19 protein-coding genes are annotated in these 16,114 nt (G+C 36.0%); 8 read left to right on the plus strand and 11 right to left on the minus strand.

From position 1 onward, the window contains the following. Positions 1 to 25 precede the first annotated feature (25 nt). From BLR30_RS07315 to BLR30_RS07325, 3 genes are read right to left on the minus strand one after another with little or no spacing between them, the layout of a single operon-like run. On the minus strand, positions 26 to 832 hold the full coding sequence (locus BLR30_RS07315) for a TPM domain-containing protein (protein WP_089856635.1): 807 nt from the start codon (positions 830 to 832) through the stop codon (positions 26 to 28). Continuing rightward, positions 813 to 1,244 (minus strand): TPM domain-containing protein, encoded by a 432-nt coding sequence (locus BLR30_RS07320; protein ID WP_089856637.1) that lies wholly within the window; start codon positions 1,242 to 1,244, stop codon positions 813 to 815. The genes BLR30_RS07315 and BLR30_RS07320 overlap by 20 nt, the downstream gene beginning before the upstream one ends. After that, positions 1,244 to 1,852, minus strand: a complete 609-nt coding sequence (locus BLR30_RS07325) for a LemA family protein (protein ID WP_089856640.1) — start codon at positions 1,850 to 1,852, stop codon at positions 1,244 to 1,246. Before BLR30_RS07325 ends, BLR30_RS07320 begins: the two co-directional genes overlap by 1 nt. 73 nt (positions 1,853 to 1,925) lie before the next feature. On the opposite strand from BLR30_RS07325, the gene BLR30_RS07330 reads away from it, so the two are divergent. After that, positions 1,926 to 2,417: a dihydrofolate reductase gene (locus BLR30_RS07330; protein ID WP_089856642.1), complete on the plus strand. Its 492-nt coding sequence runs from the start codon at positions 1,926 to 1,928 to the stop codon at positions 2,415 to 2,417. 101 nt (positions 2,418 to 2,518) lie between these two features. Next, on the plus strand, positions 2,519 to 3,085 hold the full coding sequence (locus BLR30_RS07335) for a tetratricopeptide repeat protein (RefSeq protein ID WP_089856644.1): 567 nt from the start codon (positions 2,519 to 2,521) through the stop codon (positions 3,083 to 3,085). Positions 3,086 to 3,158: 73 nt separating this feature from the next. Here the strand turns inward: BLR30_RS07335 and BLR30_RS07340 are convergent, their stop codons facing one another. From BLR30_RS07340 to BLR30_RS07350, 3 genes are all read right to left on the minus strand, one after another. Further along, complete coding sequence (locus BLR30_RS07340; RefSeq protein ID WP_089856646.1) at positions 3,159 to 3,791, minus strand: trimeric intracellular cation channel family protein; 633 nt, start codon at positions 3,789 to 3,791, stop codon at positions 3,159 to 3,161. Positions 3,792 to 3,865: 74 nt separating this feature from the next. Then, on the minus strand, positions 3,866 to 4,330 hold the full coding sequence (gene coaD / locus BLR30_RS07345) for a pantetheine-phosphate adenylyltransferase (RefSeq protein WP_042722302.1): 465 nt from the start codon (positions 4,328 to 4,330) through the stop codon (positions 3,866 to 3,868). Between the two features lie 72 nt (positions 4,331 to 4,402). Then, entirely contained in the window at positions 4,403 to 5,389 is a 987-nt protein-coding gene (locus BLR30_RS07350) for a D-alanine--D-alanine ligase (protein ID WP_089856648.1), read from the minus strand. Positions 5,390 to 5,531: 142 nt separating this feature from the next. Here BLR30_RS07350 and BLR30_RS07355 point away from each other — a divergent pair, with 142 nt between their 5' ends. The 5 genes from BLR30_RS07355 (at position 5,532) to murI (ending at position 10,858) form a co-directional block, all read left to right on the plus strand. After that, positions 5,532 to 6,614, plus strand: coding sequence for a PASTA domain-containing protein (locus BLR30_RS07355; RefSeq protein WP_089856650.1), 1,083 nt, complete (start codon positions 5,532 to 5,534; stop codon positions 6,612 to 6,614). Positions 6,615 to 6,686: 72 nt separating this feature from the next. Further along, entirely contained in the window at positions 6,687 to 7,760 is a 1,074-nt protein-coding gene (locus tag BLR30_RS07360) for an RluA family pseudouridine synthase (protein WP_175443621.1), read from the plus strand. A 51-nt stretch (positions 7,761 to 7,811) separates the two neighbouring features. Continuing rightward, a complete protein-coding gene (locus tag BLR30_RS07365) occupies positions 7,812 to 8,762 on the plus strand; it encodes a PorP/SprF family type IX secretion system membrane protein (RefSeq protein WP_089856652.1) in 951 nt (316 codons plus the stop codon). A 52-nt stretch (positions 8,763 to 8,814) separates the two neighbouring features. Further along, complete coding sequence (hemW, locus tag BLR30_RS07370; RefSeq protein ID WP_089856653.1) at positions 8,815 to 9,939, plus strand: radical SAM family heme chaperone HemW; 1,125 nt, start codon at positions 8,815 to 8,817, stop codon at positions 9,937 to 9,939. An 88-nt stretch (positions 9,940 to 10,027) separates the two neighbouring features. Beyond that, complete coding sequence (murI, locus tag BLR30_RS07375; protein ID WP_089856655.1) at positions 10,028 to 10,858, plus strand: glutamate racemase; 831 nt, start codon at positions 10,028 to 10,030, stop codon at positions 10,856 to 10,858. A 17-nt stretch (positions 10,859 to 10,875) separates the two neighbouring features. On the opposite strand, the gene BLR30_RS07380 is transcribed toward murI, so the two are convergent. The 4 genes from BLR30_RS07380 to BLR30_RS07395 all read right to left on the minus strand — a co-directional run bounded on the left by BLR30_RS07380 (position 10,876) and on the right by BLR30_RS07395 (position 13,328). Beyond that, complete coding sequence (locus tag BLR30_RS07380) at positions 10,876 to 11,457, minus strand: RsmD family RNA methyltransferase (RefSeq protein WP_089856656.1); 582 nt, start codon at positions 11,455 to 11,457, stop codon at positions 10,876 to 10,878. Positions 11,458 to 11,527: 70 nt separating this feature from the next. Then, entirely contained in the window at positions 11,528 to 12,244 is a 717-nt protein-coding gene (locus BLR30_RS07385) for a DUF3822 family protein (protein ID WP_089856658.1), read from the minus strand. An 18-nt stretch (positions 12,245 to 12,262) separates the two neighbouring features. Next, on the minus strand, positions 12,263 to 12,757 hold the full coding sequence (locus tag BLR30_RS07390; RefSeq protein WP_089856659.1) for a Smr/MutS family protein: 495 nt from the start codon (positions 12,755 to 12,757) through the stop codon (positions 12,263 to 12,265). A 73-nt stretch (positions 12,758 to 12,830) separates the two neighbouring features. Further along, entirely contained in the window at positions 12,831 to 13,328 is a 498-nt protein-coding gene (locus BLR30_RS07395; protein ID WP_089856660.1) for a metallophosphoesterase family protein, read from the minus strand. An 87-nt stretch (positions 13,329 to 13,415) separates the two neighbouring features. Here BLR30_RS07395 and BLR30_RS07400 point away from each other — a divergent pair, with 87 nt between their 5' ends. After that, positions 13,416 to 14,960: a serine hydrolase gene (locus tag BLR30_RS07400; protein WP_089857156.1), complete on the plus strand. Its 1,545-nt coding sequence runs from the start codon at positions 13,416 to 13,418 to the stop codon at positions 14,958 to 14,960. 612 nt (positions 14,961 to 15,572) lie between these two features. On the opposite strand, the gene BLR30_RS07405 is transcribed toward BLR30_RS07400, so the two are convergent. Next, positions 15,573 to 16,052 carry a SixA phosphatase family protein gene (locus BLR30_RS07405; protein WP_089856662.1) on the minus strand — a complete coding sequence of 160 codons (480 nt, stop codon included), beginning with the start codon at positions 16,050 to 16,052 and terminating at the stop codon, positions 15,573 to 15,575. Positions 16,053 to 16,114 lie beyond the last annotated feature (62 nt).

The following is a 16,114-nucleotide window of genomic DNA, read 5'->3' on the forward strand; positions in this document are numbered from 1 at the left end:
GAAATGATTTAAAAATCAGCATAGTCTACCATCCTCCGGAAGCACCACCACCTCCGAAACTTCCACCACCTCCAAAGCCACCGAATCCACCACCGCCAGAACTTCCTCCACCAAAGCCACCACCTCCGAAGCTGCCTGGGAATGGGAAAAAGCCCCCGGGATAATTTCTGCGTCCTCTTCTTGAAAGAATAACATCGTCATCATCACCATTTCCTCCTCTTCCTCCTCCGCGGTTCCCGAAAAATATAGAGAAAATAATAAAGATAATAAAAGCAATAATCATGATTTTAACGAGATCCCCGTCACCGTTTTTTTTATGTTCTTTTAAAGGCTTAAATTTCCCCTGAACGGCTTCCATAATAGCAGAAGTACCGCGGTTGATACCTTCGTACCATTCTCCTTTTTTGAATTGGGGAGTAACAATATAGTCTAAAATCTGTCCGGCAACAGAAGCTGTTAAGTATGGCTCAACGGCACGTCCCTGTTGAATAGACATGGTATGATCTTCACTAGCGATTAAAAATACAACGCCATTGTCTACACCTTTCTGCCCGATTCCCCATTTTTCACCAAACATGGTAGCAAGAAAATTGATATCTTCTCCCTGCGTAGATTTAATGATGATAACTTCAATTTCAGTTGAGGTAGAGTCTGAAAAAGCAATAAGTTTTTTATTAAGGTCATTTTTTTCCTGTTCGGAAAGAAGATTGGCTTCATCAAAAACCGGATATAAAACAGCGGGCTTTTTAGGAATAGAATACTGTGCAGATACAAATGTGTAAAAGCATAGGAGGATGAATGAAAAAACTATTTTAAGAGAACGTAATTTCATTAGAAAGCTCGTTGGGGTTTTCTCCTGTTACAGGAAAATGTTTTTTTAGTTCAAGACCGGTTTCCAGAATGGCACTTTTAAGTGCTTTGTAGTAATTACCTTTGGCAAATTCAGAAGTAATATAATCGTGAAGATGATCCCAATAAGACTGGCTTACTTTTTCATGAATTCCTTTATCGCCGATAATGGTAAGATATTTCTGTTCAAAATTTATATGAAAAAGTACTGCATTTCGTTCAGTGGTTTTCTCCATACACAATTCTTTAAACACTTCAAAAGCAGTTTTTGCATTGTCATTATCTGTATTTGAATCGATGTGTACACGAATCTCACCGGTAGAATGCTCTTCCGCCGACTGAATAGCTTCCACAAGGGAAGCTATTTGCTGACTTGTTAGGAAATTACCTGCCATTATTCTGTAAATACTTCAGGTGCTTTTTCGGCTCCTGCTGCTGCTTTGAAATAAGGTTTCTCTTTAAAGTTGGTAAAATTCGCCAGAATATTATTCGGGAATTTTTTTATTGAAGTATTATAGTCCTCAGCAGCCTGATTATAATAAACTGTTTCTGTTCTGATGCTGTTTTCAATCGCAATATATTCTCTCTGGAAATTAATGTATTGCTGGTCTGCCTTTAAATTCGGATAAGACTCAACTACTGCCATTAATCTGCTTAATGCTCCGGATAATTCACCCTGAGCAGATTGGAATTTTGCCATATCCTGCTCTGTCATATTCGTAGGATCAATATTCACAGAAGTCGCTTTTGAACGTGCCTCAATGACTTTAGTTAATGTTTCCTGCTCGAATTTCGAATATGATTTTACCGTTCTTTCAAGATTAGGAATCAGGTTTGCTCTTTTCTGATAAACCGTCTCTATATTAGACCATTTTGTATTAACGTTCTGTTCTTTTGTTACAAAATTATTATAGCCGCTTTTTCCCCAGAAGAATAAAACTGCAACGATAATCAGAAGAGCAATTCCGATGGTGCCGGCGCTCAGACAGCCTCTGTTTTTCATAGTTTAATTTTTTAAATTTTTTGTGCTAACCAAATATACAAATTATGTGCTAATTTTGTGAAAAATTATTTTAATGACAACAATAGTCGTAGCAATGGGAGAAAAGAACGAGATTGGCTTTGAAAATCAGCTGCTTTGGCATCTTCCTAAAGATTTAAAACACTTTAAGGATCTCACCTCGGGACATCCTGTAATTATGGGAAGAAAGACATATGAAAGTATAGGAAAACCGCTTCCTAACCGTACGAATATAGTTGTATCCAGAAAAAATGACTGGTTTGAAGAGGGTGTTCTGATTGTAGGAAGCATTAAAGAGGCGGTAAAATTTGCTAAAAAAATCGATGAAGAGATTTTCATTATCGGTGGCGGAAAAATTTATGAACAAACCATGGATATAGCCGACAGGCTTGAAATAACTCGTGTAAAAGCAGATCTTCATGCAGACACATATTTTCCAAAGATTGATGAGAAAACCTGGAAAAAAACGAATGAAGTTTTTCATGAAAAAGACGAAAAGAACCAGTATGATTTTTGTTTTCAAACATATGATAAAGTTATTGATTAATTGTTGTTCGTTGACAGATGAAATTTTAACAGGAAAACCATCAGCTGACAACTAATAACTAACAACCAAATTTCTTATCTTTGCACTTCTAAATTTTAATAATGAATAAATACATAAAGTTTGTAATCTCTGCGGTAATTATAGCAATAGCAGCTTATCTGATGATGAACAGAAATATCGGATGGGGAATTGTTTTGGTTATTCTATCTGCTATTCCGATTTTGCTTTTCTTTAAAAATGAATATATCTTACTGGCTTTCTGGCAATTGAGAAAGCAGAATATGGAAAAAGCAGCTGACTGGCTGAAAAATATTACGAATTATCAGGCACAGCTTCATAAATCTCAGTATGGTTATTTCCATTATCTGACAGGGTTGACACAGGCTCAGGATCATCCGACAAAAGTGGAGCCTCTTATGAGAAAAGCTTTGGACTATGGACTTAATATGAAACACGACAGAGCTATGGCAACATTAAATCTTGCTGCTGCTGCGATCTCAAAAGGAAGAAAACAGGAAGGGCAGAAGTTGCTTGAAGAAGCTAAAAGACTCGACAGCGCCGGAATGATGACCGACCAGATCAAAATGATGAAAGAACAGTTGAAAATGCCGACCATGCAGAAGCATATGCATAACCCGAACATGAGAAACAGAGGGAAATTCTTTTAATGAAGGATCTTATAAAAAACAAAAGCATCTGAAATTTTCAGATGCTTTTTTATTTAAATCTTGCAATTAATTTTTACATTTCTGCATCATTATTATATCCATAAAATTTTGGGATCTGCCAATGATATTTCACGGCTAAAGTTCTGATTGATACAATTAGTAAGATAGTGAAAATCTGAATGATAGTATATGATAAAGTCGTTAATTCTGTTAATAATAAGAATGCAGCACCTCCCACAATACAAGCCGTTGCATAGATTTCCTTCCTGAAAATCAAAGGAATTCTATTCAGCAGAATATCCCGGATAATCCCTCCGAAACAACCTGTGATAGTTCCAAGACCAATACATATTAAAGGATGAATGTCTGCATGAAGTCCTTTTTGGACACCGATTATCGTGAACAATCCCAGTCCGAAACTGTCGAAAATAAATAAGGTGACCCGGAAGTTTTTTTCAAAAGATTTAAAAATCATGGTGAAAATGCTGGTCAGAATGATTAAAGAGCATGTCAGCAGATCATGCATCCAGAAAACCGGAATGTCCAACAACAGGTCTCTTACCGTTCCGCCACCTACAGAAGTCACGAAGGCAATAATTAAAACACCGAACGGATCCAGCCGTTTTTGCATCGCTGCAAAACTTCCCGACATCGAAAACGATATCGTTCCAAGGACTTCTATGGCAAAATTGAACTGTTCGTGCATGTTTTTTATGAATGATAATCGATAAATTTATGAATGATTTCTCTTGGTCATAAAATTTCACATTATTATATTGCTCATTTCTCAACCCTTACTGAATCCGGAACTAAAAGTCCGTATTCCCCGCCATGATTGATGATTTCTCTCACGATGCTGCTGCTGATAAATGATTTTCCGGATGAGGTCAGTAGAAAGACGGTTTCCAGTTTTTTGTGAGCTAAGGTTCTGTTCGTGTGTGCAATGGCCTTTTCAAATTCAAAATCGGCGGGGTTTCTTAAGCCTCTGATGATGTATTGTGCATCTTTTTCAAAACAGTAGTCTACGGTTAAACCTTCAAAAAAATCAACTTCTACATTAGGGAATTCAGCGACAGAGTTTTGGATAAATTCCATCCTTTTTTCCAGAGGAAACATATATTTTTTCTGTGAATTCTGCCCGATGGCGATGATTAATTTATCGAAAAGCGGGGCTGCCCGTTCTATAATATCGTAATGTCCTAATGTAATGGGATCAAATGAACCCGGAAAAACAGCAATTTTCATGCGCAATAAAGTTATAAGTTATGAGCTATTAATTATGATTGTGTTATTACTCTAATATCTAGCTTCTAATGTCTAATTTCTTTTATTCAAAGCTTTTTCAACCTCATTGCCGCAAAGGTCTGATATGGCAATTCCGTAAACTTTGGCTTGTTGCGGAAGAATGCTCGCAGGAGAAAACCCGGGATTGGTATTCATTTCCAGCATATAGGGAATTCCGTTCATCAGAATGTATTCGCTGCGGGAAAAACCACTCATTCCAAGAGAATTATACGCTTTTTTTGAAATTTCTTCCACACGGATTCTTGTTTCATCATCAATTCTTGCCGGCGTAATTTCTTCAGAAGCACCTTCGTATTTGGCTTCATAATCGAAAAACTCGTTGTTAGGAACAATTTCCGTGATTCCCAAAACAATGGTTTCTCCTTTATAATCAATAACTCCCACAGAAACTTCCATTCCGTCAAGGAAGCTTTCGATTAAGATTTCATCATCTTCTTTAAAAGCAATTTCCGTTGCGGCAATGAGTTCAGATTTTTCTTTAACCTTTGAAATTCCTAAAGAAGAGCCGGATTGATTAGGCTTAACGAAAATAGGTAACCCAAGATTTTCTATAATTTCATCAACTTTAATTTCTTCTCCTTTTCGAAGATAAATGCTTTTTGCTGAAGGGATTCCATATTTTGAAAGTACAGCCAGCGTATCTTTTTTGTTGAATGTGAGCGCGCTCTGATAAAAATCACAACCTGTATATTTCTGCCCGATTGCATCCCAGTAGGCCTGGAGAAGTCCATTTTCGCCCGGTGTTCCGTGGATAATATTGAAACAGACATCAAATTTCAGTGTTTTATGATCTAAAGTCACAGAAAAATCGCCTTTATTAATCTCAAATTTTTGATTATTTTCATCTAAAAAATACCATTCGTCTCTAAGGATGATTACTTTATATACATCATAAAGGTTTCTGTCGAGAGAATCATAGATTAATTGTCCGCTTTTTAATGATACAACATATTCGTCTGAATAGCCCCCCATTACTACGGCAACACTTTTTTTGCTCATATTCGTAAATATCAATTAGGGCAAATTTAATGATTTTATGTCATGCAATTTTGCAAAACCTGAAATTTTGAAAACGAAAATGAAATATGTACATTCTAAAATTATTAATTATATTTGCTGTCTAATTATAGTCATTTAAAGTATGCTTAAATCACTTTTCAATTGGAAAGTTTTACTGAACTTAGCTATTGCCATCGGTGTTTTCGTTGGGTTGGTTTGGCTTACATTCCGCTGGCTTGAGTATCATACCAATCATGGTCAGGAAATCCCCGTACCCAATATTGTCAATAAATCCGTTTATGAGGCCATCAAGATTTTAGATGATTCAGGTCTGGAATATGAAGTAGATAGCCCTCAGTATAATCCTAAATACAGGCCTTTCCAGGTATTACAGGTCTATCCTTCTCCGGGATCAAGAGTTAAAGACGGAAGAGCAATTTTACTAAAAGTAAATCCGAGAACCTGGGCTAAAGTTGAAGTTCCGGATGTTATTAATAAATATTCAGGACTTGCCTTCCAGAGACTTGAACAGGTAGGATTAAAGGTAGGAGATACCATATTTGAGCCAAGCATTCAGAAGGATGCGGTTTTAAGAATTATGTTTAAAGGAGCAGCTGTAAAACCTAAAACAAAACTTCCGAGATTCTCTGTGGTAGATGTTGTTATAGGCTCAGGTCCGATGAGAAACATTTCCATTCCTAATGTTGTGGGGCTTACTGTGAAAGAGGCGAGAGGTGTTATTGCAAGAAGTATGTTTGAAGTAGGTCTTGTAGAGCATGAAGACGGAAGCAAAGATGAATCTGATATTATTTATTATCAGGATCCTGCGGCAGGAGATGTCAGGGATCAGGGAATGCAGATGGATCTTTGGGCAAGTAAAAGAACACCAGCCGAGCTAAGAGCGAAAATAGAAGAACTGAATTCGATCTACAGAATGAAAGTTGATACAGGGCTGCCTCCGATACAATATCAGGAAGTTCCAGCTTATCATGAACCTTCTTATGAAGAGCCTCCAATGCCAGCTGCACCAAAAAAAGAAAATCCTAGATCCTCTGCGGAGGTTCCAAAAACAGAAGCTCAGAAATCAACAGGGAAGACATCGGGTTCGGTAAGTGATGGTACAAAGGCGAAAGCGACAACTTCTAATACAGGCAGCGCAAATACTGCAGGCTCAGGTAATAAACCAGCAGATAAGCCGAAAGCAAAAAAAGTAGTTATTGATTAACTATTTAATAATGATAAACATACAGGCTTCAACTTTTAAAACGTTGAAGCCTTTTGTATAAAAAACAAAACAATGGCAGAAGATAGCGAAGATTTTTTAGATGAAGAATTATCAGACCAGAACAATATTGAGAATATCGATATTGATGAGGAAAATAAAGGTCTGTATGAACATCTCAACATCACTGTAGATAAAAGTCAGGAGCCATTAAGAATAGATAAGTTCCTGTTGATTTTTCGTCAGAATTCTTCACGAAATAAAATCTCACAAACCTGCAGAGCAGGAAATGTGATGGTGAACGGAGTGCCTGTAAAACAGAACTACCGCGTAAAGCCGGGAGATCAGATTTCGGTACTTTTAGCACATCCACCGAGAGAAAACGTTATTATCCCTCAGAATATTCCTATCAATATTGTGTACGAAGATGACGATCTTATAGTTGTAGATAAAGATCCCGGTATGGTAGTGCATCCCGGATTCGGTAATTGGGACGGAACGCTGGTAAATGCATTGGCTTACCATTTTGAACAGCAGGGAGAGAAATCTGATCTGGACAGGGTAGGGCTCGTTCATAGAATTGATAAAGATACATCAGGACTTCTGGTAATTGCAAAAAATGAGTTTGCTTTAAGCTTTTTGGCAAAACAGTTTTTTGACAGGAAAACAAAAAGGCTATACTGGGCTTTTGTATGGGGAAATGTGCAGGATGATGAAGGAACAATAAGGGGGCATATCGGGCGACATCCCAAAAACAGGATGCAGATGCATACGTATGAAGACGGCAGCCAGGGAAAACATGCTGTGACGCATTACAAGGTGCTTGAAAGATTCAGATATATGACCTGGGTAGAGTGTAAATTGGAAACGGGACGAACACACCAGATCAGAGCGCACTTCAAACACATTGGTCATACTTTGTTTAATGATGAAAGATATGAAGGGCATACACCTCTTCGCGGAGTGAATCTTCCTAAGTACAAGCAGTTTATAAAAAATGTATTTGAAATTTTACCTAGACATGCGCTTCATGCCCACACTTTAGGATTTATACATCCCACTACCAGAAAGGAATTATATTTTGAAAGCCCAATGCCGAAAGATATGGCAGATGCCGTAAAAAAATGGAGAAATTATTTAGAAAACTAAAAATATATTGAGAATTTTTTTATATTTGTTGAATTGAAATCAAGATTTGTTATGAGAAAACTATATGCTATCGTATGTTTAGCTCTTTTGTCAAATGCATACAAAGCACAAGAAACATTACCATACTATCAACAATACCTTTTGGATGGTGATTTTCTGTTCAACCCGGCACAATACGGAAAGACCGACTATGTGCAACTTAATCTTAACTATCAGCAGCAATTTTCGAAGTTCAGTGAGTCTCCAAACGTTCAGTCGGTTGGGATCAATGCGAATATTTTTGATAGAGTAGGTGCGGGTTTATCAGTATTCAGAGACAGTAATGGTCCTATTTCCGCAGGAGGTATTACGGCTGGTGCTTCATATTTTATTCCTCTTAGCAGCGAAGGAGACAGAAAAGATCAGTTCTCTTTCGGTACAAGCGTAAGCTTATACAATATGAATTTTGATTACTCAAAAATTAACACACAAGATGCTTCAGATCCTTTATTACAAGGTAGTGAAAGTAACATTTTCATGGCATACGCCAACTTTGGGGTAGCGGCTACTTACAGAAACATCTTCGCTTCGGTTTCCGTAAACGACATCGCCCTTACCAACGACGAGGCGATCGTAAACGGACGTGAGCCTTCTCCAATTAAATTCTTCTTAAATTTAGGATATGACTGGCATTTTGCAGATAATATGTATGTAACTCCGTCTGCATTAATTAATCTGAATACAAATTCCACGAGAACGATTGACTATAACCTTATGGCTACGTTCTTTAATGATATCAACTCATTCTCTTTCGGGGTGAACTACAGATCTGTTCAAAACAGATTCGACAGTCAGCAGTTGCAGATTGCACCGGTTGTAAAAGTAAGATTCAACAAATTCATGGTGGGTGCTACCTACAATATCGGATTGTCTGACATTCAGGAATACGGAGGAAACAGCTTTATGCTTGGAGTTGGATACAATTTCGACAACTTCATTAACCACAGAGGTTATAGATATTAATTGATTTAATTTAAATAAATTTGAGCTCTGAAAATTTTTCAGAGCTTTTTTTATGATTTACATTCACATTCCCTTTTGCAAACAGAAATGCAGCTACTGCAATTTTCATTTTTCAACATCTTTGAATTTTAAAGATGAAATGCTAAATGCAATGAAAAAGGAGATCTTTTTAAGAAAAGAGGAACTGCAAAAGAAAAATCTACAATCTCTGTATTTTGGTGGCGGAACTCCATCCATTCTTTCATCGGATGAAATAAAATCTTTGATCGATGAAGTACTGAAATATTTCAGTTTTGAAAATAATATTGAAATAACATTGGAAGCCAACCCAGATGATTTAGATAAGAACTTCTTGAAAGGCTTAGCCGATTCACCGATCAATCGTTTATCCATCGGGACTCAAAGTTTTTTTGAAGCAGATTTAAAATTAATGAACCGCGCTCATACTGCATCAGAAGCTGAAGGTTCCATCAAAAGAGCTCAGGATTTCGGATTTGAAAATTTGAGTATTGATCTTATTTATGGCTCACCCACTTCCAATCTTGAAATCTGGAAGGAAAACTTAAATAAGACAATTGCGCTGGAAGTTCCACATATTTCTTCCTATGCATTGACTGTCGAACCAAAAACAGCTTTGGAAAACTGGATTTCAAAAGGAAAAGTAAAAAGCCCGAAAGAAGATGAACAGAATAAAGAGTTTTATTATTTATCAGATTTTCTGAAAGATAAGGGATTTGAACATTACGAAGTTTCTAATTTTGCTAAACCGGGTTTTTATTCAAAACACAATTCTTCATATTGGAAATATAAAGAATATCTTGGCATCGGCCCTTCTGCACACTCTTACAACGGATTTGATATCAGAAGCTGGAATGTTGCCAATAATTCCCAGTATATAAAAAAGCTCAATTCAAATACTTTAGCCAAAGACGAAGAATTTCTTTCTCAGGAGGATCAGTTTAATGAAATGATTATGATTGGTTTACGAACAATTTGGGGTGTGGATCTCGGAAATTTAAAGGAAAAATTCAACGATAAAATCTTAGAACATTTTCAAAAAGAAATTCAGCCAAAGCTTGAAGAAGAAATTTTAATTATTGAAAACAATCATCTAAAAATTCCCGAAAAACATTGGTTCATGGCAGACGGAATTGCTTCGGATTTGTTTATAGTTTAAACAGGTAATTGGTTTATGAAAAACTTCTGAAAACTGCATTTCATCATCCAACAATTTCACTATTTTTGTATAAAATTTCAACCCAATTTTGAAAACTAAAAAGCAGGATTACTCACATCTTTCACCCAGACAGCCTATCGGGATTTTCGATAGCGGAGTGGGTGGTTTAACGGTAGCTAAAGAGATCAAGAGACTTCTTCCGCATGAAGATCTTATTTATTTCGGAGATACAAAACATCTTCCGTATGGTGAAAAATCAAAGGAAGCTATCATCGAATATTCTACAAAAATCACTAATTTTCTGTTGGAACAAAATTGCAAAGCAATTGTTATTGCGTGCAACACAGCCACTGCAAATGCGTTGAATGAAGTGATGCAGTCGGTAGGAGGCAAAGTCCCTGTAATTGATGTTATCAATCCTGTTGCGGAAAAAGTTTCGTATGAAATTCACAACAATGTCGGCGTTATTGCTACAAAAGCCACGGTGAATTCCGGACTATACAAAAAGAGTATCAGAAAGCATAATAAATGGATTAAGGTGGATGAGCTGGCAACCCCTTTATTGGTTCCTGCTATTGAGGAAGGTTTTAAAAATCATCCGATTACGCATGCGATTATTTATAATTATCTGAGCAACAGCAAACTGAAGAATATTGAAACCTTGATTTTAGGCTGTACACATTATCCTTTATTAATTGATGAAATTAAACAATATTACGGAAACCGTGTCCGGGTGATTGATTCTCCAAATATTGTAGCCAATCATTTGAAAATTATTTTAGATAAATATAATTTGCTGAATGATCAGAATCCAAAGCCGAGCTATCATTTTTATCTTTCAGACTTAACGAAAAATTTTGAAAAGATCTCAAAGAAATTCTTCGGAAAGACTATTGATTTAGAGCTGAAGGTTTTATAAATAAAAAAATCAGGAAACTATTCCTGATTTTGTATTTCTGTTACCTCTTTATTAGGCTCAAAAAAGCTAAAACTTACGTTTCCGTATTTTCTTGTGTCGATTAAATTAGGATGCTCAAATTTCATTCTGCTTTGATGTTCGATCACTAAAATTCCGTTTTCTTTCAGGTATTTATTGTTTAAAACTAAAGAAATAATTTCCTGATATTTTTTCTCTTCCATTTCAAAAGGAGCATCGGAAAAAACAATTTCAAAAGATTTTTTATTTCTGAACTTTTTCAGCCAGTCAAAGACATCTCCGCGCTGAACATTGATCTGTAAAGCCATATCCAGATCAGCGGCCGTAGCATTAAGGAATGCCGTATGCTTAGGATTCATTTCTACGGAAGTGACATCCTGGCAGCCTCTTGAAGCAAATTCAAAACTTATCGAGCCAATTCCTGCAAATAAATCCAGCACAGAAATCGACTGCATATCATACGTATTTTCCAAAATACTGAAAAGCGCTTCTTTGGCAAAATCCGTTGTCGGTCTTACATCAAAATTCTTTGGAGCTGCTATTTTCTTGGCTTTCCATTTGCCGGAAATGATTCTGTACATAGTTGTTGGATTTTAGATTGTAGGTAGAAGGTTACAGGCTAACTAAAACCTGATGTCTTGTTCCTGCAATCTAATTTAATATAAAATTTTTATTCGGAATATTATCAAATACGATTTTCAGATTCTTTACAAATTTTTGCAGCTCTGAAATAAATGTTTCATTTTCAGTGGTTTCACCATAGGCAAAAAAGTTGGTTTCATTGATTCCGAAACCGATCTTGCTTAAAGTAAACATGATGAAATACAGAAAATCCACTTCAGAATTTACATCCAGATTATTGTATAAAATAACTTTCTTGTTGTCTATCGCAAAAAACTCACATTGATTATGATAAAGGTTGATGTGAATTTCCTTATTGCTTTTATTATGAATAGAATTTAAAAACTTTTCACCCGAAAAATTAAAGTTAACCGGCAATGCGAGTTCTTTAATCTTTTTATAAAAATTCTTTGGAAAAGTATAATAAAACTGAACTTTAAATTTCTCATTGATAGACAGCATCAGCTCTTCTTTTTCCTTGTCTACAGGTGCGTTAAATGCGATCAGGTCAAACCCTGTTTCATGCTCAGAAAAGCCTTCCGGCATCAGCGTAAAATGATTGAGTGCAGAAATAACGTGAATTTCATCAAATCGTTGTTTGATTAAGACTTCATCCAGCTTATCTGCAATGAGATTCTCAGGAGATTCTTCGTCTACAAAATACGATTTCTCCTCCACAATGCTTTTGTTTTTAGCAATCTGGTAGATCAGTCCGTCTTTAGTGAAAAGTAAATTAAGTATATTCATATTTCAATTCCTGCAAATTTAGTGAAATTCTACCATTACAGCACCCGATTGATGATGAAGTATTTCCTTATTGTAAAAATCAAGTCCAGTCTGGCTTTCCAGAATATCCCAAACCATTCGCTGGAGAGTTCCGTCACCAATTCCGTGAACGATTTCCAATCTTTTAAGATGGTTTTTCCTGCAAAAATTCAATGTTTCCAGTAACCTTTCCTTCTGAATGAAAAGCCTTTCAAAACTGTCATAATCATTGGGATTTTTAACCATGTTATGAAAATGAAGATCCAGAACCAAAGCATTTTTCTGGTGTTTTTTAGAAATGTTTTTTTTAGGCTCTGCTTTTTTTACCACTTTGATATTTTCGTACAAATCAGAATCTTTGGGAACCAGTTTTCCTTTCGGATATTGATGCGTAAAACCATATTCATCTTTAAAAACAACAATATTTCCGTTGACTGAAGTCACAACTCCATTCAAATCTTCATCTACCGCAGAAACTTTATCTCCAATTTTCATAGTATTGTCATTGCGAGGAACGAATCAATCTATTATTAACTCCTCAAATTTTATTAATGGTTTAAAAATTATTTTAAAACTTAGTTCCTAATTCAATAACCTCCAAATCTTTGATTTCCGCGCCATCAATCACAAAACGCATCATCGTTCTCATTTTATGCCAACCTTGTTTTCCACACGCTCCCGGATTGAGATGCAGCAGATTGTTCTTCTGATCAAACATTACTTTTAAAATATGTGAATGTCCTGAAATAAACAATTTTGGAGCTTTTTCAGCAATTTCCTGTTTGGCAAGTGGAGTATATTTTCCCGGATACCCGCCGATGTGAATCATCAAAACTTCCACACTTTCACAAAGAAAACGATTCACTTCGGGAAACTCAGAACGTATTTTTGCATTGTCTATATTTCCGTAAACGCCTTTTAGTGGTTTTATTTTTTCCAGCTGCTCAATCACTTCCATGCTTCCAAAGTCACCGCCATGCCAGATTTCATCAGCCTGGTTTGCATATTCTAAAATACGGTCATCAATATAAGAATGGGAATCGGAAAGGAGAAGGATTTTGGTCATGAAAAATATTTACATTGCAAATTTATGAAGATTTACTTTCTTATCAGCATCCCGGAATATTTAATTAAATTTGAAAAAATTAAAAAAATGAAGCAGAAACTTTCTTTTTTCCTTCTTTTGCTTGCTTTTGGTTTGGCCAATGCGCAGGTGGAAGAGAAAAAATTGGATGAATTAATACAAAACACGCTGAAAACTTTCGATGTACCGGGAATGTCGGTGGGAATCATTAAAGATGGTAAAGTAATTTATTCCAAAGGTTTTGGCGTACGTTCTTTGACCACTAAGCAACCGATGGACGAAAATACATTGGTCGGAATTGCTTCCAACTCCAAAGGTTTTACCTGTACAGCACTGGCAATTTTAGCAGATGAAGGAAAATTAAACTGGGACGATAAGGTGTCAAAGTATATTCCTGAATTCCAGATGTATGATCCGTATGTTTCCCGGAATGTTACTATTAAAGATCTGGTGACACATAGAGCCGGATTAGGATTAGGACAGGGAGATCTCATGTTCTTTCCTGAAGGTGGAAATTTAACCATAAATGATATCGTTCACAACGTTAGATATTTAAAACCTGAAAATCCTTTCAGAACAACATTAGATTACAATAATATTATGTTTATCGTGGCGGGTGAAGTGATTCACAGAGTTTCCGGGTTAAGCTGGGCTGAATTTATCGAACAGAGAATCATGAAACCTGTCGGAATGACCTCAAGTTTCGGAAGCTATAACAGAGCCAAAGCGGTTGCCAACAAAATCGATGCTCATGCACCTGTAGATGGAAAAGCGGTTGCTGTTCCTCACGACTGGAGCGAAACGGCCAATGCAGCCGGAGGAATTATGAGCAACATCAAAGACATGACCATCTGGGCAGAATTCCTGCTAAACAATTTCACCACCAAAGACGGTAAAAAATTAGTTTCAGACAAAAATATCCAGCAGCTTTGGAGTTTGCAGATTCCTGAAGCAGTGGCGGCGAAAAATCCTTATGACACCAGTTTCTACGGATATGGAATGGGTTGGTTCTTAAGCGATGTGAAAGGTCACAAACAAATTCAACACACCGGCGGATTGATCGGAACGGTGACGCAGTTTACCCTGATTCCGGATATGAAACTGGGAATCGTTGTCTTGACAAATCAACAGTCCGGAGCAGCTTTCAGTACAGTTACTAATACCGTAAAAGATTCTTATCTCGGTATTGCAGATCGCAACTGGCTAAAAACATACAGCGACAGAATGAAGAAATTGGAAGAGGGTTTTGACAAACAAAAAAAGGAAGCTTTTGCAAAATCTGAAGCTTTCCGAAAAGATAAAAATCTTCAACCAAAACCGGAGCAGTTTGTCGGAACATACAACGATAAATGGTTTGGGGATGTGGAAATTGCTCAACAAGGAAGTATTTACAGAATTTCATGTAAAAATTCTCCGAGATTAAAAGGTGAATTATTGCCTTTTTCCAACAATTCTTTTATCATCAAATGGGACGACAGAAGCTATGATGCCGATGCCTACATTATTTTTGATTATGACGAAACGGGAAAAGCACAGTCGGCGAGATTAAAACCTATTTCCGATGTTACGGATTTCAGTTTTGATTTTGATGATCTGGATTTGAGACGAAAATAATTAGCAACAAAGCTTTTTAAACACATGAGTCACGTTAGATTAAAGAATAAAGCTTTGCGCCTATTTTAGAACACATAAGTTTTTTAAAAATCTTTGATTTTTTTCTAATGCGTTTTGAAAATGTTTTTAATATTTAAAAAAAAATCTTCTGTGACTCATGTGTTAATTTTTCTGTGAAAACCTGCGCAATCTGTGGTAGATTTAACCACAAAAGTGGCAAAAGCTTTTAACACATAAGTCACATTAGATTAAAGAATAAAGCTTTGCGTAAATTTTAGAACACATAATTTTTTTAAAATCTTTGATTTTTTGTTTTGCATGAAAAATTGAAAGGTTTAGTGGCTCTCAGACCACGGCATCATCTGTAAAAATCCGTGCCAATCTGTGGTCATATAAAAAATAAACAGAATTATATTTTAACATTAAGAAGTTAAGATATTTTCTTAATTATCTTAATTTAAAATCAATGTATTGATTTCTTATATTTTTAGGTGTAATAAACTAAATTTCTTAATGTTAGAATTAAGAATAAACAAAGTTTATTTGAATGAAGCAAATTAAGCAAAATATCTCAAAAATTATTACGTAAAATTTAAACAGAATCTCGATGTTTTATTTAATCTTTCCCGGATCGTAAAAAAATATCAGTCTTTTTTTTGCACCGTCAAATTCAGACCAGGAATTACAGTCGATTTCAAAACCCGCTACGCCACAAGTCGGAAAGTGGAAAATATCTTCAGAAATAGAATTGGCAAAATTGGAAATGCCGTTATTGTGGGAGAAAAACGCTACGGAATTTACGTTGTCGTCCAGATCATAGATCACCGATTCAAAATTGCTTTCCGAAGGATTATAAAGCTTTTCATTCGTCGTCATATTGATATGGTAAGACTGGTTGAAAATTTTGCACGTATTCAATGCACGCACTGCGGGACTCGATACAAAATAATCGATCGACACATTATTGTTTTTCATGAACCTGGACATATGCATGGCTTCTTCTAAACCCTTGTCTGCCAATGGTCTGTCGAAGTCCTCCGTTTCTTCCGGCCAGTCACTTTTCGCATGTCTTACGAGAATGAGTTTCTTCATAATTACGTTTTTGGAAAATTAAATTTATAAAAAAATTAGCGGAATAAAAACATGATTTATAA

Origin of the sequence: Chryseobacterium taeanense, from assembly GCF_900099685.1 — a bacterium.
Lineage (GTDB): Bacteria > Bacteroidota > Bacteroidia > Flavobacteriales > Weeksellaceae > Chryseobacterium > Chryseobacterium taeanense.